Source organism: Flavonifractor plautii ATCC 29863, from assembly GCF_000239295.1.
Classification (GTDB): domain Bacteria; phylum Bacillota; class Clostridia; order Oscillospirales; family Oscillospiraceae; genus Flavonifractor; species Flavonifractor plautii.
The window spans coordinates 33669-56118 of the sequence record NZ_JH417703.1 but is presented as its reverse complement, the minus strand read 5'-3'; the positions used below and the strand labels follow the sequence as shown (position 1 = coordinate 56118).

The window sequence follows — 22450 nt, the reverse complement described above, 5'->3', positions numbered from 1 at the left end:
TCACCGTCCAATATGTTTGACAAACCTACAGGCGGGCCTGTCTCCACCCGCGTCCGGGGGCCTACCGCCGCAGGTACTCCGGCGGGCGGTACTGGAGGGCTTCGGCCAGGTGCTCCACGGCGACGGCCCCCGCCCCGTCCAGATCGGCGATGGTGCGGGCCACACGGAGGATGCGGTCGTAGCTGCGGGCGGTGAGGCCCATCCGGTCGAAGGCCCCCTTCATCACGGCGCGGCAGGCGTCGTCCAGGGCGCAGAAGCGGGAGAGCTCCGCCGGGCCCATCTGGTCGTTGCAGGCCGGGCCGCCGGGGCCGAAGCGGGCGGCCTGCACCGCCCGGGCCCCGTCCACCCGGGCCTTGATGGCGGCGGAGGGCTCCGCCGGGGTCCGGCGGGAGAGCGCGTCAAAGTCCAGTGGCGGCACCTCCACGAACAGGTCGATGCGGTCCAGCAGGGGCCCGGACAGGCGGCTGAGGTACTTCTCCACCGCCTGGGGCGAGCAGCGGCAGCGGTCCGAATAGCCGTACCAGCCGCACTTGCAGGGATTCATGGCGCACACCAGCATGAAGCGGGCGGGGAACACCGCCGTGCCCGACACCCGGCTGATCTGCACCCGCCCGTCCTCCAGAGGCTGGCGCAGGGTCTCCAGGGCCTCCTTGGAGAACTCGGGAAGCTCGTCCAGAAAGAGCACCCCGTTGTGGGCCAGGGAGATCTCTCCCGGCCGGGGGCTGGAGCCGCCTCCGGCCATGCCCATGGCGGACACCGTGTGGTGGGGGGAGCGGAAGGGCCGCCGCACCAGCAGGGGGTGCTCAGAGGTGGTGAGGCCCAGGACGGAGTGGATCTCCGTGGCCTCCAGGGCCTCCCGCCGGGTCAGATCAGGGAGGATGGAGGGCAGGCGGCGGGCCAGCATGGACTTGCCCGATCCGGGCGGGCCCACCATGCAGAGGTTGTGGCCGCCGGCGGCGGCGATCTCCAGGGCGCGCTTCACGTTTTCCTGCCCCTTCACGTCGGCAAAGTCGGGGCAGGCAAAGTCGTCCGGCCCCGGCGTCCAGGCCGCCGCCGGCTCCAGAGGGGCCTCCCCCCTCAGATGGGCCGCCAGCTGCCCCACGCTCTCCACCGGGTAGACCTCCAGCCCGCCGGCCAGGGTGGCCTCGGCGGCGGAGGGGGCGGGGACGTACAGCCGCTTGATGCCCGCCCTCCGGGCGGCCAGGGCCATGGGCAGCATCCCCACCACCGGCCGCAGGGAGCCGGACAAAGACAGCTCCCCCACGTAGGCGCTGTCCGGCCCGTCCAGCCTGAGCTGCCCCCCGGCGGCCAGAATACCCGCCAGAATGGGCAAATCGTACACCGTGCCCCCCTTGCGCTGGTTGGCGGGAGCCAGGTTGACCGTGATGCGGGACACCGGGAAGGTGAAGCCGCAGTTTTTAATGGCGGCGCGCACCCGGTCCCGGGCCTCCTTCACCGCCGCGTCAGGCAGGCCCACGATCTCAAAGGCGGGCAGACCGGCCGACAGGTCGCACTCTGCCCGCACCTCATAGCCGGAGATCCCGCTCAGCCCCAGGGAGCGCACTTCACAGAGCATGGGTGCCGCCTCCTTTCCCTTTCGTCATGTTGCATCCATTATAGCATACCGGACCCGCCGCCGAAAGGGTGAAAAGCGGCCCTGTACCGGCGGAGGGAAGGGGAGAACAGGATACGGCAAAGGACTGCTTTTAAAACTGCATATTTTAGCATGCTCAGTTTAGTTAGTGATATATAACTAAATAATTTTTCTCAAAGGAGAAGGGAAAAAATCCAATTATTTCTTCTAATTCAGGAATAAAAAGAAAAATAATAATTCAGAGTAAGATTTGATTTACAAACGTCAATGAAGGTGATAAAATGTATGCGCCCCGGGGGGACAGGCTCCGCCCGGAGGCAGCTGTAATCAGCCAGGGTAATGGGAATCGGGCCCGGTCAGTCCGGGGGATGGACGGGGACGGATTCCCATTGCCCTGGAACCATGAACAAGGAGGAATCGTTTCTATGGCGAGAAAGCTGAAAACCATGGACGGCAACACGGCGGCAGCGCACGTGTCCTACGCCTTCACCGAGGTGGCAGGCATCTACCCCATCACCCCGTCCAGCCCCATGGCCGACAATGTGGACCAGTGGGCCGCCCAGGGCCGCAAGAACATCTTCGGCACCACCGTCAATGTCATCGAGATGCAGTCCGAGGCCGGCGCCGCCGGTACGGTCCACGGCTCTCTGGCCGCGGGCGCGCTGACCACCACCTACACCGCCTCCCAGGGCCTGCTGCTGATGATTCCCAACATGTACAAGCTGGCCGGTGAGCTGATGCCCACCGTGTTTCACGTGTCCGCCCGTACCGTGGCCACCCACGCGCTGAACATCTTCGGCGACCATTCCGACGTCATGGCCTGCCGCCAGACCGGCTTTGCCATGCTGTGCGAGTCCAACCCCCAGGAGGTCATGGACCTGGGCGCCGTGGCCCACCTGGCAGCCATCAAGGGCCGCGTCCCCTTTATCAACTTCTTTGACGGCTTCCGCACCTCCCACGAGATCCAGAAGATCGCCATCTGGGACAACGAGGATCTGGCCGACATGGTGGACATGGACGCCGTGGAGGCCTTCCGCAAGCGCGCCCTCAACCCCGAGCGCCCCGTGATGCGCGGCTCCCACGAGAACGGCGACATTTTCTTCCAGCACCGCGAGGCCGCCAACAAGTACTATGACGCCCTCCCCGAGATCGTGGAGGAGTACATGGGCAAGGTCAACGCCAAGCTGGGCACCAACTACCAGCTCTTCAACTATTATGGCGCACCCGACGCCGACCGGGTCATCATCGCCATGGGCTCCATCTGCGACGTGGCCGAGGAGGTCATCGACTACCTGAACGCCCACGGCGAGAAGGTGGGCCTGGTGAAGGTCCGTCTGTACCGGCCCTTCCGCGCCGACAAGCTGCTGGCGGCCATCCCCGCCACCGCCACCAAGATCGCCGTGCTCGACCGCACCAAGGAGCCCGGCGCCCTGGGTGACCCCCTGTACCTGGACGTGGTCACCGCCTTCGCCAACGCCGGCCGGCAGGCCACCATCATCGGCGGCCGCTACGGCCTGGGCTCCAAGGACACCCCGCCCAGCAACGTGTTCGCCGTGTATGAGGAGCTGACCAAGTCCGCGCCCAAGCGCCAGTTCACCGTCGGCATCGTGGACGACGTGACCCACACCTCCCTGGAGGAGAAGCCCTCCCCCAACACCGCGGCCCCCGGTACCATCGAGTGCAAGTTCTGGGGCCTGGGCGGCGACGGCACCGTGGGCGCCAACAAGAACTCCATCAAGATCATCGGCGACCACACCGACAAGTACGTGCAGGCCTACTTCCAGTACGACTCCAAGAAGACCGGCGGCGTAACCATCAGCCACCTGCGCTTCGGCGACGAGCCCATCCGCGCCCCCTACTACATCAACAAGGCCGACTTTGTCGCCTGCCACGTGCCCGCCTACATCGTCAAGGGCTTCCCCATGGTCCGCGACGTGAAGGACGGCGGCGTGTTCCTCATCAACTGCCAGTGGTCTGACGAGGAGCTGGATCACCACATGCCCGCCGTGGCCAAGCGCTACATCGCTGAGCACAACATCCAGGTCTACACCATTAACGCCATCGACCTGGCCATCGAGATCGGCATGGGCAAGCGCACCAACACCATCCTCCAGTCCGCCTTCTTCAAGCTGGCCAAGGTCATGCCCGAGGCGGAGGCCATTGGCTACATGAAGGACGCCGCCACCCACTCCTACCTGAAGAAGGGCCAGGACGTGGTGGATATGAACCACAAGGCCATCGACATGGGCGCCACCGCGTTCCACAAGTTTGAGGTGCCCGCCTCCTGGAAGGACGCCAAGGACGAGACCGTGGCCGAGCACGTGGAGGGCAACGCCGCCACCGTGAAGATGGTCAAGGAGATCATGGAGCCCGTGGGCCGCATGGACGGCGACAGCCTGCCCGTCTCCGCCTTTGCCAACGGCCACGAGGACGGTACCTTCTGCCAGGGCGCTTCCGCCTATGAGAAGCGCGGCGTGGCCGTCAGCGTGCCCGAGTGGGATCAGACCAAGTGCATCCAGTGCAACCAGTGCTCCTATGTCTGCCCCCACGCCACCATCCGGCCCTATGCCCTCACTGAGGAGGAGGCCAAGAACGCCCCCGCTCAGGCCAAGATCGTGGACATCAAGGCCGGCAAGGGCAAGGGTGTATACAAGTTTGCCATTGCCATTTCCCCGCTGGACTGCATGGGCTGCTCCGTGTGTGTGAGCACCTGCCCCGTCAAGGCCCTGACCATGAAGCCCCAGGAGTCCCAGGCTGCCGAGCAGGAGGTCTTTGACTACATGGTGGCCAAGGTGGCCCCCAAGGCCGACGTGGAGGACACCAATACCGTCAAGGGCAGCCAGTTCAAGCAGCCCCTGCTGGAGTTCTCCGGCTCCTGCGCCGGCTGCGCCGAGACCGCCTATGCCCGCCTGGTCACCCAGGTCTGCGGCGACCGTATGTATATTTCCAACGCCACCGGCTGTTCCTCCATCTGGGGCGGCCCGGCTGCCACCTCTCCCTACACCGTCAACAAGGAGGGCAAGGGTCCCGCCTGGGCCAACTCCCTGTTCGAGGATAACGCCGAGCACGGCCTTGGCCTGCACCTGGGCCAGAAGGCCATCCGCAGCCGCCTGGCCGACAAGACCCGCGCCCTGCTGGCCGTGGAGTGGTGCACTCCAGCCATTAAGGAGACTGCCCAGAAGTGGCTGGATACCATGGAGGACGGCGCGGCCAACGCCGAGGCCACCAAGGCCTACATCGCCGCTCTGGAGGACGGCCTGTGCACGGTGGACGAGCTGCTGGCCAGCTCCAAGCCCGAGATCCAGGCGTTTGGCAAAGAGCTGCAGGCCAAGGGTGAGAAGCTCTGCCAGTGTGACGCCTGCAAGCTGGCCGCTGAGATTCTCCAGGAGAAGGAGTATCTGGTTAAGAAGTCCGTGTGGATCTTCGGCGGCGACGGCTGGGCTTACGACATCGGCTACGGCGGCCTGGATCACGTCATCGCCTCCGGCGAGGACGTCAACATCTTCGTCTTCGATACCGAGGTCTATTCCAACACCGGCGGACAGGCCTCCAAGTCCTCCAATATCGGCCAGGTGGCCCAGTTTGCCGCCGCCGGCAAGAACCAGCCCAAGAAGAGCCTTGCGGAGATCGCCATGCAGTACGGCTACGTCTACGTGGCCCAGGTGGCCATGGGCGCCAACCCCAACCAGACTCTGAAGGCCATCACCGAGGCTGAGGCCTACCACGGCCCCTCCCTGGTCATCGGCTACGCCCCCTGTGAGATGCACTCCATCAAGGGCGGTATGGCCAACTGCCAGGTTGAGATGAAGAAGGCCGTGGAGTGCGGCTACTGGAACCTGTTCCGGTTCAACCCCGCTCTGAAGGCCGAGGGCAAGAACCCGTTCACCCTGGACTCCAAGGCCCCCGCCGGCGGCTATCAGGAGTTCCTGATGAACGAGGCCCGCTACTCCTCCCTGACCCGCGCCTTCCCCGAGCGCGCCAAGGAGCTGTTTGCCCAGAACGAAGAGGCCGCCAAGGAGCGCTATGAGCATCTCACCAGACTGGTGGAGCTCTACAAGTAAACAAGCTCGCACAAGGGCCCCGGACGAAAACGTCCGGGGCCCGTTTTATATGGCGGCCTCTTCGGGGGCCCCGCCGACGGCGGGGCGGCGCTTTGCGCCGTCCAAGCGTTTTGGGCCGTGGGCCCAAAACCTTGATGCCGGCGGAATTCAGTTCCGCCGGACAGATAAAATAAAGATGGGGGCCCCGGCGGGGCAGAGCCGACGCCCTCCCACGCGGCTCTCTCCGCCCCATGTAAAGGCACCCTCCGGGTCTCATGACCCGGAGGGTGCTTGACGGCTTGGACTCAGCCAGTCATCTTGGCATAGGGGTAGATGCGCTCCATCACGTCGTCACCGTAGTGGGCGTCCATGTACTGTTCCCAGGCCGCGTCGGCGGGCTCTCCGGCGGCCCGGGCGCTGTAGCGTGCCAGGGCCAGGCCGCTGACCGCCATATTGACGGACATGAAGGCGATGAGCAGCCAGACCACCGCTTTCCCGGGGCGCGGTGGAATCTTGGCGATCCAGCGGGCCAGGATGGGGTAGAGCCCCCGGAACCAGGCCACCGCGGCGAAGCCCCAGAAGAAGCAGTACAGCAGGTTGATGCGCCCGCCCAGGTTGAAGGGAATAGCGCTGTAGTCCCAGAACACGGTGCCGAACACCAGCTCGGTAAAGACGCTGCACAGGTACTCATACAGGCCGCCCAGCAGGGTGCCCGCCACAAAGAAAAAGGAGGCCGAGCGGTCCCGGTATTTGTAGAGGAACAGGGTGGCGGCGGCCAGGGCCAGGCCCCACACGATGCTGAAGGGGCCCCACACCACGCTGCTGCGGCTCATCCACCAGCCCATTTTGAGGCGGCAGAAGATGGTTTCGGCCAGATCACCGGCCACTCCGCCGATAAAGAACAGGAGCAGGATGCTGTAAAAGCTGGCCCCCCGGGCAAAGGGGCTGACGGTGGTCCTTTCCCGCCGGCGGGAAAAGACCGCGCCGGGGTGGGCCTTCTGAATGCGCCCCTCGGCGCGGCGGAGAATCCACTCCCCAAGCCGGACGGAGAGGGCGGCCAGACGGCTGTTCAGGTTCTCCAGCGGGGGCAGGCTGCTGCGGACGCCGCAGAGGGTCAGCACGGTGCCCGCGATGTCCGCCGCCAGCAGGGCCAGCAGCACCCACAGCAGGATTTCTCCCACCAGCGGGGGCAGCCAGCGGTAGAGGGCCAGGAGCAGCGGGTTGATCCACTGTACGGCCGCCAGGCCCAGCACGCCCCACAGGAGGAAGGCGCCGACACAGATGTAGCCGTCCAGGTTGCCGCGCCGGTTGGAGTAGTCCCACCAGCGGGTGTGGGTGGCCTTCTCCAGCAGGTGACCGGCGATCCATTCCACCACCGTGGAGCAGATAGCGCTGCCCAGGAAGAGGAAGAAGTAGTTGCCCCGCAGCTCGGGCAGACCCACGGTAAGCAGAACGGCAGTGATGCCGTAGCAGGCGCACAGCGGGCCGAACAGCACGCTGCGGTCCACATAGCGGTGAAGGCGGACGGCGGAAACCGCCGTCTCCAGCACCCAGCCGAGGAAGGAATAACAGAAAAAGAGCCATAGGAGGGGAAACAGAGGCACAAGCATCCGCCTTTCTTTTCATCAACACTGGTGGGAAGAGAATCTGAGGATTGTATCTTATCGTATTTTCCGGTAAAATACAACCGATCTCTCATAAGAAAGGCAGGTAATTTGGCAATGAACGAAGTGTTGAAGGTTTTGAAGGAGCGCCGGAGCTGCCGCAGCTACCGGCCGGAGCAGATTACCGACGCGGAACTGGACGCGGTGCTGGAGGCGGGCACCTATGCCCCCACCGCCCGGGGCCAGCAGTCCCCGATCATCGTGGCAGTGCAGAATCCCGCTGTGGTGGAGCAGCTGCGGAAGATGAATGCCGCAGTGCTGGGCACCCCGGAGGCCGACCCCTTCTACGGTGCGCCCACCGTGCTGGTGGTGCTGGCGGCCAGGGATAACACCAACCGGGTATATGACGGCAGTTGCGTCATGAGCAACCTGATGAACGCAGCTAAGGCGGTGGGGCTGGCCTCTTGCTGGGTTCACCGGGCCAAAGAGGTGTTTGACTCCGAGGAGGGTAAGGCCCTGCTCCAACAGTGGGGCGTGGAGGGCGACTACGAGGGCATCGGCCACTGTATCCTGGGCTACCGGGCGGACACGGCCCCTGCACCTGCCCCCCGCAAGGAGCACTACATCTACCGGGTCCGGTAGGGAGGAAAACAGGTGCTGCGGCCGGGCCGCGGAATCCGTTGCTTGTAAAGGAGAGATAGAGCATGCACACGGTAAAGAGAGTCTGCACACTGGTCCTGACGGGCCTGCTGGCCCTGCCCATGGCCGCCCCCGCGGGGGCAGCGGCCGCATCCTTCTCCGACCTGCCCTCCAGTCACTGGGCCTATATCGCCATGACGGAGGCCGCGGGCTATGGCATCCTCCAGGGCACCGGGGCCAACACCATGAGCCCCTCCGCACCCCTGACCTGGCCCCAGTTCCTGGCCATGGCCGCCCGGGCCTTTGCCCCGGAGGAATATGCCCGCAGCGCCGCTTCCGGCGCGGCCTGGGATCAGGCGGGGCTGGATGCCGCCCGGAGCGCCGGCCTGCTGGAGGGGCTGGACGAGGCCGCGCTGACCGGGGCGGTCACCCGCCAGGATGCCGCGGTGGTGCTCTGCAACGCTCTGCCGGAGGAATATACCCCCTCCTTCTGGGATCAGCCGATTGATCCCACAGCCCTGTCGGACTGGGGGCGGATGGACAGCCTCCGCCAGGAGGCGGTGGCCGAGCTGGCCCGCCGCTGCGTCATCCAGGGCAAGGCCGACGGCTCCTTCGGCTATGCCGATCCCCTTCAGCGCTGCGACGGCGCGGTGCTGCTGATGCGGGTGCTGGAGCAGGTGGACAATAGCTGCCGCGGCGAGAGCCAGACCGTCACCCTTCACATTCTGAACGCCGACACCGGCGAGGCCCTCCTGCCCGACCAGCAGGTGGAGACGGAGGTGAGTACCTACCTGTCCAGCCTGTCGAACGGGCTGGACGTGGGCTACTACGTCTACGACTACGACCGGGAGACGGCATCGTATACCAGCACTGCCTGCGACAGCTATACCCTGTATTTCCGGCCCATGACCGGGGCCGAGATTCAGGAGGAACAGTTCTGGGAGAAGGTGGAGCGGGGCGAGGCCGCCTATGAGGACTACTATAAGCAGGACTTCTGGCTCAGCTTCCAGGGGGACAACGCCCGCAAGCACATCCTCCTCTTCGGCGACGAGAGCAAGAGCCGCTTTGCCAGCCAGGAGGAGGCCGCCGCTGCCATGACTACCGTCACCGTGCCGGTGTGGCAGCTCTCCGGCGGGGAGAAGGTGTCCTCCACCCTTACCCTCTCCGTCCACGCCGCCCTGGCGGAGGACGTGAAGGAGATCTTTACCGAGATCTACAACGATCCTGAGCGCTTCCCCATCCACGATGTGGGCGGCTACGCCTGGCGGGGCGACTCCGCCACCGGTGAGCACAACTGCGGCACCGCCATCGACATCAACGCCAACGAGAACTATCAGATCCGCGACGGCCAGGTGCTGGCCGGCAGCTGCTGGGAGCCGGGGAGCAATGACTATTCCATCTCCCCCGACTCCTCTGTGGTGCGCATCTTTGCCGAGCACGGCTGGAGCTGGGGCGGCGGCGCCTGGGCCTACAGCAGCGACGATTCCGAGGGCTACCACGACTATATGCACTTCTCCTACATGGGAGGTTGACCCAACAACCCACCCCGGGCCTTGGCTCCGGGGTGGGTTTCCATTATCCCCCTCTTGACTGAAACAAATGTTCGATATATAATAAAGCTAAAGAAAAAGGAGAGGGGGCGGCAGTGTGGAGCTGCTGGACAAGCTGACCATTCTGGCCGACGCGGCCAAGTACGACGCGGCGTGCACCTCCAGCGGGCTGGATCGGGCGGGCCGGCCCGGCGGCCTGGGGAGCACCCTGGCCGCCGGATGCTGCCACTCCTTCTCCGCCGACGGCCGGTGCATCTCCCTGCTCAAGGTGCTGCTTACCAACCGGTGCGTCTACGACTGCGCCTACTGCGTCAACCGCCGCTCCAGCGATGTGCGCCGGGCCGCCTTCACCCCACGGGAGCTGGCGGAGCTCACCATCGGCTTTTACCGGCGCAACTACATCGAGGGACTCTTCCTCTCCTCCGCCGTGTGGGGCGGCCCCGACCGCACCACCGAGGCCATGATTGAGGCCCTGCGCCTGCTGCGGGAGGAGTACGGCTTCCGCGGCTATATCCACGCCAAGGCCATCCCGGGGGCCGACCCCCTCCTCACCCGGCAGCTGGGCCTGCTGGCCGACCGCCTGTCCGTCAACATCGAGCTGCCCAGCGAGGAGAGCCTGGGCCGCCTGGCGCCCGACAAGGCCAAGGCCGCCATCCTGGCCCCCATGGCCCAGATCCGGGATGGCATTCAGGCCAGCCGGGGGGAGCTGGCCCGGTTCCGCCACGCCCCCCGCTTCGCCCCGGCGGGGCAGTCCACCCAGATGATCATCGGCGCCACGCCGGAGAGCGACAGGCACATCCTCACCCTCACCCAGGCTCTCTACGACAAGTACAAGCTCAAGCGGGTGTTCTACTCCGCCTACATGCCGGTGTCGGACAGCGCCCTTCTCCCCGCCCGGCGGGACTTCAAGCCGCCCCTGCTGCGGGAGCACCGGCTCTACCAGGCGGACTGGCTGCTGCGGTTCTACCACTTCCGGGCCGAGGAACTGCTGGACGAGGCCCACCCCAACTTCAATCCCCTGGTAGACCCCAAGTGCTCCTGGGCGCTGAACCACCCGGAGTTCTTCCCGGTGGAGGTCAACCGGGCGGACTACGAGGCCCTGCTGCGGGTGCCGGGTATCGGGGTGACCTCCGCCCGGCGCATCCTGGTTGCCCGCCGGTGCGCGCCCCTCACCTTTGCGGGGCTGAAAAAGCTGGGGGTGGTGCTCAAGCGGGCCCAGTATTTCCTCACCTGCGGCGGCAAGTACCTGGAGGGCCTGCGGGTCTCCCTCGACGGGGTGCTCCGCCACCTGGTGGCCCAGGAGCGGCCCATGCTGGCCCAGGGCGCGCCGGAGCAGCTCTCCCTCTTCGAGCAGACGGGTTAGGAGGCGGCCATGGACTGGACACCGGTTTCCTATGCCTACGACGGCAGCTTTGCTGGCTTTTTGACCTGTGTATTTGCCAGCTACGCCCACCGGGAGGAGCCCATGAGCTTTTCCACCCCGGAGGACGGGCGGATTTCCCTCTGGCCGGAGCGGACGGTGGACACCGACGAGGCCCGCGCCCAGCGGGTGTACCGCTCCCTGGCCCCCAGGCTGGGGCAGGAGGGGCGGCGGCTGGCGGTGTACGGCTTTCTCACCTGCCTGGAGGAGCGGGAGCTCCACCTGTGGCGGTTTCTCCGCCTGGGGTACGACCGGGGGCCGTGGGTGGTGCGGGATCTCACCGACGACCGGGTGGCGGTGCTGACCCGCGCGGTGGGCCACCTGACCGGGGAGGCCCATTTGCTCAAGGGCTTCACCCGCTTCTCCGAGCAGGAGGGGGTGCTGGTGGGGGAGATCGCCCCCAAAAACCGGGTGCTCCCCCTCCTCCGGCCCCACTTCTGCGCCCGCTATCCGGAGGAGTCCTTCGTCCTCTACGACCGCACCCACCGGGAGGCGCTGTTTTACCGGCCCCGGCGGTGGGCCATCGTGCCCCTGGAGGCGTTCCGCGCCGCCGCCCCCGGCCGGGAGGAGCGGGACTTCCGCCGCCTGTGGCGGCGGTTTTACGACACCATCGCCATCGAGGGGCGGGAGAACCCCCGGTGCCGCATGACCCAGATGCCCAAGCGGTTCTGGGGTACTATGACAGAGTTTCAAAACGAACCGGGGGAGCGAAAGGAGCTTGCACCATGAAGAACGTGAAAATCACTGTGCTGCGCAAGGGATTTTACCCCGATCTGATCCGGGAGCACCTCACCGAGCCTCCGGAGGAGTGCGTCTGCGACTTCTTCCGGGAGGGGGACCAGTTCCTCTATACCGGGGGCGCGGAAATGCCAGCCGGCTTCTGCCCCTGGGCGTGGATCGATCTCTACCGCTCGGTGTCCGCCCTGTCCTGCGGTGCCTCCTATACCCCCTGGCAGCGGCGGGAGGGGGTCAATGTGGTGTGCTGTACCGACGGGCTGCGCCCGGTGACCTTCCTGTTGGAGGCCCAATGAGAAAGCGCCGCCCCCACAATGCGGGGGCGGCGCTTGTCATGTAACGGAGTGCTCTGGGATGTCCTGCCAGCGGATGCGCTGGGGGATGGGGGGCGGATTGCCCTTGAAGTCCCGGTCGAACCAGCGCGGCACGGGAGTTTCCGCCGAAATGGCCTGGAAAAAGGCGGTGATCTGCTCCGCTGTCTCAGGGATGGCCGCCTCCAGCAGACGGTTGAGGTCGGCGTTGCTCTCCTGCGCCGAGGGGTGGGGCGTCTCCTTCAGGGCGATGCCCTTGGCGGAGGGAATGGGGAGCATGTGGCTCACCGCACCAATGACCTTGCCGGTCATGCGGCCGTTGGAGCGGGCCAGGAAGCCGGAGAAGAAGGCCATGGAGCGGTAGGCCCGCCGCATCTGGTCAGGGGAGGCGTGGACAAAGGCCTGGGACGCCGCCTCCCAGACGGCGCGGTTGGCCGGGGCGCTGGGCAGTGGGGACTGCTCGGCGGCATTGAGGCCGTCCCGCTCCATCAGCATCCGGTCATACTCCCCCTCAATGGCCATGTGGGAGATGGGGCCGTCGGCGGCCCGGTCGTCCACGTAGCCGTGGCAGGCGCTGTCCAGGGCCAAATGGCAGAGGAAGCCAGCTCCGTAGCCGGTGGACATGGGTACGCCGTCCTCGATAGCCTGGCGCAGACGCTCCACCGCGGGCAGGGCGGAGCGGCGGTGCATCTTGATCCCCTCCCGCCGGACGGCGTTGGGGCGGATGGGCTGGTAGAAGAACAGCGGGTCGGGGCCCAGACAGCCCAGGTCAAAGGCCTCCCGCTCCTGCTCAATGAGTTCGGACAGGCCGGCGGGCAGGTCCGCCAGCACCCGTTGGCCAAACGTCAGGTGCGCGTAGTAATTGGGCATGGTATGGATCAGCGCCTCCTTGCACAACGCGGCGATATTGCCTTGCTGACCATATTATAGCACGCCAGTCAAGGGGAGGAAATGGAAAACAGCCCGGCGGAGCGCGCTCCGCCGGGCTGCCGTTTAACCGCCCAGGTATGCCTTTTTGACGGCCTCGTCGGCCAGCAGCTCCCGGCCGGGGCCGGTGAGGGTGACCCGCCCGGTCTCCAGCACGTAGCCCCGGTCGGCCACGCTCAGGGCCATCTGGGCGTTCTGCTCCACCAGGAGAATCGTGGTGCCCGCCCGGTGGAGCTCCTTGATGATGGCGAAGATCTGCTCCACCAGCAGGGGGGCCAGGCCCATGGAGGGCTCGTCCAGCATGAGCAGCTTGGGGTTGGACATGAGGGCCCGCCCCATGGCCAGCATCTGCTGCTCGCCGCCGGACAGGGTGCCCGCCACCTGACGGCGGCGCTCCTTCAGCCGGGGGAACTGCTCGTACACCCGCTCCAGGCCGGGGGCGATGGTGGAGGCGGGCTGGGTGAAGCCGCCCATCTCCAGGTTCTCCTCCACTGTCATCTGCTGAAAGACCCGGCGGCCCTCCGGCACCTGGGCCAGTCCGCGGCCCACCAGCTTGGAGGCGGGGACGTTCTGGATGGGCTGCCCCAGGAACTCAATGGAGCCGGTGCGGGTGTGGAGCAGACCGGACACGGTTTGCAGTGTGGTGGTCTTGCCCGCACCGTTGGCGCCGATGAGGGTGACAATCTCCCCCTCGTTGACCTGAAAGGAGATGTCCTTGACGGCGTGAATGGCGCCGTAATAGACGTTGATGTTCTTGACATCCAGCATCACAGCCATCTCTCAGCCCTCCTTTCCGCCGCCCAGGTAGGCCTTGATGACCTCCGGGTTGTTCTGAATTTCCGTGGGGGTGCCCTTGGCGATGATCTGGCCGAAGTTGAGCACGCAGATGCCCTCGCAGATACCCATAACCAGGTTCATGTCGTGCTCGATGAGGAGAATGGCAATCTGGAAGGTGTCGCGGATTTTGACGATGTTCTCCATCAGCTCCGCCGTCTCAGAGGGGTTCATGCCCGCCGCCGGCTCGTCCAGCAGAAGCAGGGACGGGTTGGTACCCAGGGCGCGGACGATCTCCAGCCGGCGCTGGGCGCCGTAGGGCAGGGAGCCCGCCTTGGCCCCCGCCAAATCCTGCATGTCAAAAATGGAGAGCAGCTCCAGCGCGCGCTCATGGGCGGTCTTCTCCTCCTTCCAGTACCGGGGCAGGCGGAGAATGCCGCTGAACAGGCCGCAGTGGATGGAATTGTGCATGCCGATTTTGACATTGTCCTCCACGCTCAGGTTGTTAAACAGGCGGATGTTCTGGAAGGTACGGGCGATGCCCGCCTTGTTGACCTGCACTGTGTTCATGTTGTGGGTGTCCACTCCGTCCAGCAGAACGGTGCCCCGGGTGGGCTGGTACACCTTGGTCAGCAGGTTGAACACCGTGGTCTTGCCCGCGCCGTTGGGGCCGATCAGGCCGGCGATCTCAGTGCGGCCGATGGCCATGTTGAACTCGTTGACGGCGGTGAGGCCGCCGAAGTCGATGCCCAGGTGCTGGGCCTCCAGGATGGGGCTCTTGTCCACGTCCCGCTCTGGAATCTTGTTGACGCTGGGCACCGGGACCAGCTTGGTCTCGGGTCGCTTTATGCTGCTCACTGCTTGCCGCCTCCTTTCACCGCCGCCGCATGGGGCGCGTCCGCCCGCTCCCGGTGGAACAGCCGGGAGAAGAAGCCCTTCAGGGTGGGATTGTTGGTGGCCAGCATGACCAGGATCAGCACAATGGCGTACACCAGCATGCGGTAGTTGGAGAACTGGCGCAGGGCCTCGGGCAGAATGGTGAGGGCGGCGGCGGCAATGACGGAGCCCCACATGTTGCCCAGGCCGCCCAGCACCACGAACACCAGAATCAGAATGGAGGTATTGAAGTCGAACTTGGTGGCGGCAAAGGTGGTCTGGCTGCACCCGTACAGGGTGCCCGCCGCGCCCGCCAGGGCGGCGGAGACCACAAAGGCGATCATCTTGTACTTGGTGACGCTGATGCCCACGCTCTCGGCGGCGATGCGGTTGTCCCGGGCGGCCATGACGGCCCGGCCGGTGCGGCTGTTGACCAGGTTGAAGATGACCACCAGGGCCACCAGCACCAGTACAAAGCCGGCAATAAAGGTGGAGATGCGCTGGGTGTTCATCACGCCCATGGGACCGCGGATGAGCTCCACCCCGCCGTCGGCCAGCTCGTTTTTGTTGGAGAGGAAGCTGAACTGGAGGCCGTTTTCATCCACGCCCAGGTAGACGTTGGTGATGATGCTCTTGATGATCTCGCCAAAGGCCAGGGTGACGATGGCCAGGTAGTCGCCATTGAGGCGCAGCACGGGGATGCCGATGAGAAAGCCCAGCGCGGCGGCGATGACCGCGCCGAATACCATGGCCAGGGCCAGGCGCAGGGGGGAAAGGGTGACGGTGCTCTGGAGAGCCAGGGCCAGGGCAGAGCCGGCAAAGGCTCCAATGCTCATGAAACCGGCGTGGCCCAGGCTCAGCTCGCCGGAGACGCCCACCACCAGGTTCAGGGCCAGCGCCATGACGATGTAGGCGCAGATGGGGATGAGCTGCCCCTCCAGCATGGCGCCCACGCCAGGGCCCATCCGCAGGGCCTGCACCACCACAAAGGCCGCAATGACCAGCGTGTAGGTAAACAGGCTGTTTTTGGTGGATTTTTTCATCTGTCCAAGTTGTCTCATCGCGTCCACCTCACACTTTCTCACGGACGGTCTTGCCCAGCAGGCCGGCGGGCTTCACCAGCAGGACGATGATCAGCACACCGAACACGATGGCGGTGGACAGCTCGGTGGAGATGTAGGCGCGGGCAAAGGTCTCAATGACGCCCAGCAGCAGGCCGCCCAGCAGGGCGCCGGGGATGGAGCCGATGCCGCCGAACACGGCGGCGGTAAAGGCCTTGATGCCGGGCATGGAGCCGGTGGTGGGGGTCAGGCTGGTGTAGGTGGACAGGAACAGGACGCCTGCGATGGCCGCCAAGGCGGAGCCGATGGCAAAGGTCATGGAGATGGTGCGGTTGACGTCGATGCCCATGAGCTGGGCCGCCGCCTTGTCCTCCGAGCAGGCCCGCATGGCCTTGCCCATCTTGGTGCGGCCGGTAAAGGCGGTGAGGGCCAGCATGATGGCCACGCACACCAGGACGGTCACGATGGTCAGCCAGGAGATGGAGAGCTGGCCGTCAAACAGGGTCAGCTTGGCGGATGGGCTCACCACGGGGGTAAACACCTTGGGGCTGGAGCTCCACAGGAGCTGGGCCGCATTCTGGAGGAAGTAGCTCACGCCGATGGCGGTGATGAGCACCGCCAGGGAGGTGGCCTGCCGCAGGGGCTTGTAGGCCAGCCGCTCGATGGTGATGCCCAGCACGGTGCACACCACCATGGCCAGCACCGTACCAGCCAGGGCGGGAACCACCAGCGCGGCCAGGCTGCCCGGGGCGAAGAGGGAGGACAGCCCGTTCATGCTGAAAAAGCAGATGTACGCGCCCACCATGATGACATCGCCGTGGGCGAAGTTGAGCATCTTGGCGATGCCGTAGACCATGGTGTACCCCAGGGCGATGATGGCGTAGATGCTGCCCAGGCTGATCCCGTTGATCAGGTAGTTGAGGAAGACCATAACACACACCTCTCTGTCATGGATGATTGCGGCCGGGCAATGGCGGGCCGTTGCCCGGCCGCAATCATCCATTTGTTCTGTGTAAGCAGTTGGCGGGAGGGCCGCCGACCGTGCCGGCAGCCCTCCCGGAACCGTGTTTTGTGAACGCTGGGACTGGCGATCAGTCCATGCCCACGTAAGCGCCGTTCTCGATAACCATGCCCTTGGGGCTCTTGGATACCTCGCCGGAGGCATCCCAGGTGATGCCGGCGCCGTCGCCAGTCAGGCCGGTCAGGGTAATGGTGGGGAAGGTGGCAATCAGGGCGTCGCAGAGCTCCTCATTGCTCATGTCGGGGGTGCAGCCGGCGGCCTCCAGGGCCATCTTGTAGGCGTAGACGCAGTCATAGGCGTCGGCGGCAAACTGGTTGGGGGTTTCGCCGTAGAGCTCCTGGTACTTGGTCACGAAGTTGACGGTGGCCTCGTCGGTGGCGTCGGCGTTGAAGGGGGTCAGCAGCATGACGCCCTCGGCTAGGGAGGCGTCAAAGCCGTCCATGGTCAGGATGCCGTCCATGCCGTCCACGCCGAAGAAGGTGGGGGTGTAGCCCATGGCGTCGGCCTGGCTCAGAATCAGGGAGGCGGGCTGATAATAGATGGGCAGGAACACCAGGTCGGCCCCGGCCTGCTGGGCCTGGGTGAGCTGAACAGAGAAGTCGGTGGCGGTGTCGGTGGTAAAGGTGGCGTCGCCCACCACCTCCAGGCCCAGGGTCTCGGCCTCCTTCACAAACTGTTCCTTAATGCCGGTGGAATACACATCGTCATTTTTCCAGATGATAAAGACCTTCTCACCCAGGCCCTGCTCGGTGATATACTGGGCGGAGGCCAGGCCCTGGTTGGGGTCGGAGAAGCACATCTGGTAGACGTTGTCCTTGCCGCTGATGACATCGGGGGAGCTGCCGGAGGGGGTCATGGTAAAGATGCGGTCCTCAAAGGCCAGGGCGGAGGTGCTGACGCCGGGCTGGGAGGTGACGGAGCCCAGGGAGATCTGCATGCCCCACTCCTTCAGGGCGTTGTAGGCGTTGACCGCAGTCTCGGGGACGTTCACATCGTCCTCGTACTTCAGCGCGAACTGAATGTCGCCGCCGGCCTCTTTGATTTCATCCACGGCGATCTGGGCGCCGCGCTGGGCAGCCAGGCCATAGATGGCGGCGTCGCCAGTCAGAGGGCCGGTGCCGCCCAGCTTGAAGGCGGAGCCGGTGTTCTCCTGGACGGCGCTGGTGTTGGCCGCGTCGGGGGTCTGGGCTGCCCCGCCGCCGTCACCGCTGCCGCCGCAGCCGGCCAGCAGGGACACGCAGAGAGTACCCGTCAGTGCAAGAGACAGGAAGCGAGTCTTTTTCATAGTGGTATCCTCCTTTGAAGTTGTTGACAATTATATTCTGTGCACTTGAAATTGTCAACTAGCAAAATACACAAGGGCGGCCTGTGAGAGACCGCCCTTGTGTAAAATATGAACAAATTGTGAAACGGACACTTAAATTACCAGCCCGCCGTTGGGGGCCAGCACTTGGCCGGTAACAAACCGGGCGGCGTCGGAGGAGAGATACCAGATAGCCTCCGCCACGTCCTCCGGGGTGCCGATGGCCCCCAGGGGGGTCTCCTCCGTCAGGGCGGCCAGGGCTTCCCGGTCCAGATGGGCGTTCATTTCCGTGGAAATAACCCCGGGAGACACGCAGTTCACCGTGATGCCCGAAGGGCCCAGCTCCTTGGCCAAAGCCCTTGTGAGGCCGATCACCGCGGCCTTTGCGGCGGAATAGGCCACCTCGCAGGAGCCGCCCACCTGCCCCCACATGGAGGACACGGTGACGATCCGCCCCGCCTTGCGGTGGATGAAGTGGGGCAGGGCGGCCCGGACGGCGTGAAACACGCCGTCCACGTTGACGGCGAACATCCGCCGCCAGTCGTCATCGGTCAAATCGCCAAACAATTTCTGCTGTGCAATGCCGGCGTTACATATCAGAATGTCAAGTTGACAAAATTTATCCAACACATTGTCAACCATTCTTCCCACCTGGACCGGATCGGCCACGTCTGCCTGCACCGCCCAGCCCCCAATCTCCGCCGCCAGGGCCTCCGCCTGGGCCTGGGAACGGTGGTAGTTGATAACCACCTTACAGCCCCCGGCGGCAAAGCGCCGGGCGGTTGCCGCGCCGATGCCCCGGCTTCCGCCGGTGATCAGGACCACCTTCTGCTCCATCATCCTCTTCCTTTCAGCCAGTCTATGCACAGCGGATGCCAGGCCGCTGCGTGGGCGTTATAGTGGGCCCCGTCCCGGGCGCTCTCCCGGTCGGCCAGCCCCATGGCATGGGGCCCATCCTGAAACAGGTGCAGTTCAAAGGGCACCTGCCGCGCCCGCAGGGCGTGGGCATAGTCCAGGGTATTTTCCACCGGCACCGTGGCGTCCCCCACCGTGGCCCAGAGAAAGGCGGGCGGGTGGCCCGGACCCACCCGACGGTCCGGCCGCAGCACCTCCGCCCCACCCAGGGGGTCCAGATAGCGGGCCTCGTGCACCACCGGATAGCCCAGTATGGCCGCGTCCGGCCGCACCTGCTCCGGCGTCAGCCCCAGCCGCTCGTTCAGGAGGGGCTCGGCGTACCCGCCGGCCAGGCAGCCCGCCAGATGTCCCCCGGCGGAAAAGCCGCACACTGCCACCTGGTCGGGCCGGAAGCCCAGCTCCGGGGCGTTGGCCCGCATCCAGGCCAGAGCGGCCGCCCCCTCCAGGAATTGCCTGGGCCAGAGGGCGGGCAGCACACTGTAGGACAGCACAAAGGCCTGTATCCCTGCGGCCAGAAAGGCCAGGGCCACCGGCTCTCCCTCCGCCGGGGCAATGCGCTCGTATCCCCCGCCGGGGAGGATCAGCACCGCCCACCGCGCCCCGTCGTCGGCCAGCAGGCCGGTGCGGCCCCGGCAGTATATGTCCAGCCCCGTCTCCGGGGCGCCCCCGCCCAGCGCCGGATGGAGCTCATCCAGAGAGACCCGTCGGCAGAGCATGCCCGCCACCCCTTTCCAATCCACTTTGATCCGAGTATACCAGCCGGTTTCCCCTTTGAAAAGGGGAAAATCAAAAAAAGTATTGACAAATAGAGCTTGTACGGATATAATAATCTACGCTGTCTGGACGATTAGCTCAGCTGGTAGAGCATCCGCTTGACGTGCGGGAGGTCACAGGTTCAAGTCCTGTATCGTCCACCAGATTAGCGGGGGACATGACCCACAGGGGTTATGTCCTCCCTTATTGTTTCGCGTGGAAAGAGCCGCCCCGATGGGCGGCTCTTTCCACGCCCGTTCACGCGCGCCGGGCGGCCATGTCCACGGCCACCTCCAGGGCGAGGGTGATCATCTGGGTGAAGGAGGTCTGGCGCTCGGTGGTGGAGAGGGCCTCGCCGGTCAGCAGGTCGTCCGAAACGGTGCAGACGGCCAGAGCCCGCTTGCCGGCCTCCGCCGCGTTGCAGTAAAGGGCCGCGCTCTCCATCTCTACGGCCAGCACGCCCAGCCGGCCCCAGGCCAGAGTATCCTCCGTCCGGCGGTAAAAGACATCGGAGCTGAGCAGGTTGCCCACGGCGGTCTTCACGCCCAGGCGGCGGGCCGCCGACACGGCGCTCTCCAGCAGCGTAAAGTCCGCGATGGGAGAGAAGGTGCCGTCCAGCCCGTACTGCCTGGGGTAGTTGGAGTCGGTGCAGGCGGCCTGGCCGAGCACCACATCCCGCAGCTTCAGCCGGGGAGAGATCGAGCCCACGCTGCCCACGCGGATGATGTTGTCCACGTCGTAGGTGTGAAACAGCTCGTAAGAGTAGATGCCCATGGAGGGCATGCCCATGCCTGAGGCCATGACGGACACAGGCGTGTCCCGGTAGGTACCGGTATAGCCCTGTACGCCCCGGACATTGTTGACCAGTTTGGCGCCGTCGAGAAAATGCTCCGCGATGAATTTGGCCCGCAGTGGGTCTCCGGGCATCAGTACGGTCTTTGCAAACGCCCCCTGGGCGGCCTCATTGTGTGGTGTACCCATCGTTCTTCCCCCTTATTTCTGGTGGTTCTATTATAAGCGGCCTAGCCCTTCTTTGCAAGGCGGAGGAGGAAGCTCAGTTGACATTGGGGCGGGATATCATTAAAATAAGAGGGCCATGCCGGCGGCGCGGCGCACGGCTCGACCGGATATGACAATCGACCTGCAGAGAGGAGTCGTCAAATGAAGCAAAAGAGGTGGAAAACGGACGGATATCTGAGGATATTCGCCTCTTATTACCGGCCCCACTGGAAGCTGTTTGCACTGGATATGGTGTGTGCCCTGTGCATCTGCCTGGTGGACCTGGCCTTCCCCATCGTCTCCCGCTTTTCCATGCAGACGCTGCTGCCCGGACAGATGTTCACGGCGTTTTTCGTGGTAATGGCGGTGCTGGCCGGGGCTTACGTGCTCAAGGGGTGCTTTTACTATATCATCACCTACTGGGGGCATCTGCTGGGGGTACGGATGGAGGCCGACATACGGCGGGATCTGTTCTCCCACATGCAGGATCTGTCCTTTTCCTTCTATGACAAAAACCGCACCGGCCAGCTCATGAGCCGGGTCACCGGCGACCTGTTTGAGATCACCGAGCTGGCCCACCACGGCCCGGAGGATCTGTTCATCTCCTCCATCACCATCCTGGGGGCCTTCTGCGTCATGCTCACCATCCGGTGGGAGCTGGCCCTGATCGTATTTGCGGTAATCCCCCTGTTCATCCTGTTCACCACCCTGTGCCGCAAGCGGATGATGCGAGCCTCCACTGAGGTGAAGGCCAAGCTGGCGGGCATTAACGGGGAGGTTGAGTCCTCCATCTCCGGCATGCGTACCGCCAAGGCCTTCGCCAACGAGGCGGCGGAGAGCGCCAAATTCGACCAGGCCAACGACCAGTTCCGGGGGGCCAAGCGGGGCTACTACCGGGCCATGGCCTTCTATCAGTCGGGTATGGAGTTCTTCATGGGCATCCTGTCCGTGGTTGTCATCGCCTTCGGCGGATTCCTGCTCATGCGGGGGCGGATGGATCTCATCGACTTGACCACCTTCTTCCTCTACATCTCCACCTTCATCACCCCCATCCGCAAGCTCTCCGCCTTCGTGGAGCAGTTTATGCAGGGCATGGCGGGCTTCAAGCGGTTTGTGGCCCTGATGCGGGTGGAGCCCGACATCCAGGACGAGCCGGACGCCCAGGAGCTCACCGACGTGAAGGGGGACATCCGGGTGGAGGACGTGACCTTCCGGTATGAGCCCTCCGATCCGCCGGTGCTGGAGCACGTCACCCTCCACGTCCGGCCCGGCGAGACTGTGGCGGTGGTGGGCCCCTCCGGCGGCGGCAAGTCCACCCTGTGCCAGCTCATCCCCCGGTTCTACGATGTCACCGGGGGCCGGGTGCTGGTGGACGAAAAGGACGTGCGCACCCTCACCCAGCACTCCCTGCGGGCCAATATCGGGATCGTCCAGCAGGATGTCTTTCTCTTTGCCGGCACCATCTACGACAACATCCGCTACGGCCGGCCTGACGCCACCGAGGCCGAGATCGTGGAGGCCGCCAAGCGGGCGGAGATCTACGACGACATCCTGGACATGCCCGACGGCTTCCAGACCCAGGTGGGCGAGCGGGGCGCCATGCTCTCCGGCGGCCAGAAGCAGCGGGTGTCCATTGCCCGCATTTTCCTGAAAAATCCGCCCGTCCTTATTCTGGACGAGGCCACCTCCGCCCTGGACTCGGTCACCGAGGCCCGCATCCAGTCCGCCTTTGACGAGCTGGCAAAGGGCCGCACCACCCTCATCATCGCCCACCGCCTGTCCACCATCCGCTCTGCCAGCCGTATTCTCGTCATTGACGGCAACGGCATTCAGGAGGAGGGGACCCATGAGGAGCTTATGGCCAAGGGCGGAGAATACGCACAGTTATATCTTGCGCAGAAATCGGTATCTGTATAGTATAACCTCCC

At 65.0% G+C, this 22450-nt stretch carries 18 protein-coding genes and 1 tRNA gene; 8 read left to right on the top strand and 11 right to left on the bottom strand.

All coding sequences use genetic code 11. The annotated features are described in order from the left end of the window. Positions 1–61: 61 nt before the first annotated feature. Positions 62–1576: a YifB family Mg chelatase-like AAA ATPase gene (locus tag HMPREF0372_RS06340; RefSeq protein ID WP_007489935.1), complete on the bottom strand. Its 1515-nt coding sequence runs from the start codon at positions 1574–1576 to the stop codon at positions 62–64. A 443-nt stretch (positions 1577–2019) separates the two neighbouring features. Here HMPREF0372_RS06340 and nifJ point away from each other — a divergent pair, with 443 nt between their 5' ends. After that, positions 2020–5655: a pyruvate:ferredoxin (flavodoxin) oxidoreductase gene (gene nifJ, locus HMPREF0372_RS06335; RefSeq protein WP_024723883.1), complete on the top strand. Its 3636-nt coding sequence runs from the start codon at positions 2020–2022 to the stop codon at positions 5653–5655. Positions 5656–5939: 284 nt separating this feature from the next. On the opposite strand, the gene HMPREF0372_RS06330 is transcribed toward nifJ, so the two are convergent. Then, positions 5940–7244 carry a putative ABC transporter permease gene (locus HMPREF0372_RS06330; RefSeq protein ID WP_007489930.1) on the bottom strand — a complete coding sequence of 435 codons (1305 nt, stop codon included), beginning with the start codon at positions 7242–7244 and terminating at the stop codon, positions 5940–5942. A 111-nt stretch (positions 7245–7355) separates the two neighbouring features. On the opposite strand from HMPREF0372_RS06330, the gene HMPREF0372_RS06325 reads away from it, so the two are divergent. From HMPREF0372_RS06325 to HMPREF0372_RS06305, 5 genes are all read left to right on the top strand, one after another. After that, on the top strand, positions 7356–7880 hold the full coding sequence (locus HMPREF0372_RS06325) for a nitroreductase (RefSeq protein ID WP_007489929.1): 525 nt from the start codon (positions 7356–7358) through the stop codon (positions 7878–7880). Between the two features lie 62 nt (positions 7881–7942). Beyond that, the gene (locus HMPREF0372_RS06320; protein WP_007489928.1) at positions 7943–9409 is read left to right on the top strand and encodes an S-layer homology domain-containing protein; all 1467 of its coding nucleotides are present in this window, start codon (positions 7943–7945) and stop codon (positions 9407–9409) included. A gap of 115 nt (positions 9410–9524) precedes the next feature. Beyond that, positions 9525–10790: a putative DNA modification/repair radical SAM protein gene (locus HMPREF0372_RS06315; protein WP_007489927.1), complete on the top strand. Its 1266-nt coding sequence runs from the start codon at positions 9525–9527 to the stop codon at positions 10788–10790. Positions 10791–10799: 9 nt separating this feature from the next. Further along, positions 10800–11576 (top strand): TIGR03915 family putative DNA repair protein, encoded by a 777-nt coding sequence (locus tag HMPREF0372_RS06310; RefSeq protein WP_007489926.1) that lies wholly within the window; start codon positions 10800–10802, stop codon positions 11574–11576. Continuing rightward, a complete protein-coding gene (locus HMPREF0372_RS06305; protein ID WP_007489925.1) occupies positions 11573–11878 on the top strand; it encodes a TIGR04076 family protein in 306 nt (101 codons plus the stop codon). The genes HMPREF0372_RS06310 and HMPREF0372_RS06305 overlap by 4 nt, the downstream gene beginning before the upstream one ends. 36 nt (positions 11879–11914) lie before the next feature. On the opposite strand, the gene HMPREF0372_RS06300 is transcribed toward HMPREF0372_RS06305, so the two are convergent. The 8 genes from HMPREF0372_RS06300 to HMPREF0372_RS06265 all read right to left on the bottom strand — a co-directional run bounded on the left by HMPREF0372_RS06300 (position 11915) and on the right by HMPREF0372_RS06265 (position 19486). Next, a complete protein-coding gene (locus HMPREF0372_RS06300; protein WP_009257207.1) occupies positions 11915–12763 on the bottom strand; it encodes a zinc dependent phospholipase C family protein in 849 nt (282 codons plus the stop codon). 123 nt (positions 12764–12886) lie between these two features. Then, positions 12887–13588, bottom strand: a complete 702-nt coding sequence (locus HMPREF0372_RS06295; protein ID WP_338029197.1) for an ABC transporter ATP-binding protein — start codon at positions 13586–13588, stop codon at positions 12887–12889. Between the two features lie 12 nt (positions 13589–13600). Beyond that, complete coding sequence (locus HMPREF0372_RS06290) at positions 13601–14443, bottom strand: ABC transporter ATP-binding protein (RefSeq protein ID WP_414016157.1); 843 nt, start codon at positions 14441–14443, stop codon at positions 13601–13603. 5 nt (positions 14444–14448) lie between these two features. After that, a complete protein-coding gene (locus tag HMPREF0372_RS06285; RefSeq protein WP_007489920.1) occupies positions 14449–15531 on the bottom strand; it encodes a branched-chain amino acid ABC transporter permease in 1083 nt (360 codons plus the stop codon). 10 nt (positions 15532–15541) lie between these two features. After that, entirely contained in the window at positions 15542–16462 is a 921-nt protein-coding gene (locus HMPREF0372_RS06280) for a branched-chain amino acid ABC transporter permease (protein WP_007489918.1), read from the bottom strand. 160 nt (positions 16463–16622) lie between these two features. Then, the gene (locus HMPREF0372_RS06275; protein WP_007489916.1) at positions 16623–17837 is read right to left on the bottom strand and encodes an ABC transporter substrate-binding protein; all 1215 of its coding nucleotides are present in this window, start codon (positions 17835–17837) and stop codon (positions 16623–16625) included. Positions 17838–17969: 132 nt separating this feature from the next. Beyond that, positions 17970–18695 (bottom strand): elongation factor P 5-aminopentanone reductase, encoded by a 726-nt coding sequence (gene ymfI / locus HMPREF0372_RS06270; RefSeq protein ID WP_007489913.1) that lies wholly within the window; start codon positions 18693–18695, stop codon positions 17970–17972. After that, positions 18692–19486 (bottom strand): alpha/beta hydrolase, encoded by a 795-nt coding sequence (locus tag HMPREF0372_RS06265; RefSeq protein ID WP_007489912.1) that lies wholly within the window; start codon positions 19484–19486, stop codon positions 18692–18694. The genes ymfI and HMPREF0372_RS06265 overlap by 4 nt, the downstream gene beginning before the upstream one ends. Before the next feature lie 125 nt (positions 19487–19611). On the opposite strand from HMPREF0372_RS06265, the gene HMPREF0372_RS06260 reads away from it, so the two are divergent. After that, a tRNA-Val gene (locus tag HMPREF0372_RS06260) sits at positions 19612–19687 on the top strand. 94 nt (positions 19688–19781) lie between these two features. On the opposite strand, the gene deoD is transcribed toward HMPREF0372_RS06260, so the two are convergent. Beyond that, the gene (gene deoD, locus HMPREF0372_RS06255; RefSeq protein ID WP_007489910.1) at positions 19782–20504 is read right to left on the bottom strand and encodes a purine-nucleoside phosphorylase; all 723 of its coding nucleotides are present in this window, start codon (positions 20502–20504) and stop codon (positions 19782–19784) included. 180 nt (positions 20505–20684) lie between these two features. Here deoD and HMPREF0372_RS06250 point away from each other — a divergent pair, with 180 nt between their 5' ends. Further along, positions 20685–22439: an ABC transporter ATP-binding protein gene (locus HMPREF0372_RS06250; RefSeq protein ID WP_007489909.1), complete on the top strand. Its 1755-nt coding sequence runs from the start codon at positions 20685–20687 to the stop codon at positions 22437–22439. The last annotated feature ends 11 nt before the right edge of the window (positions 22440–22450 follow it).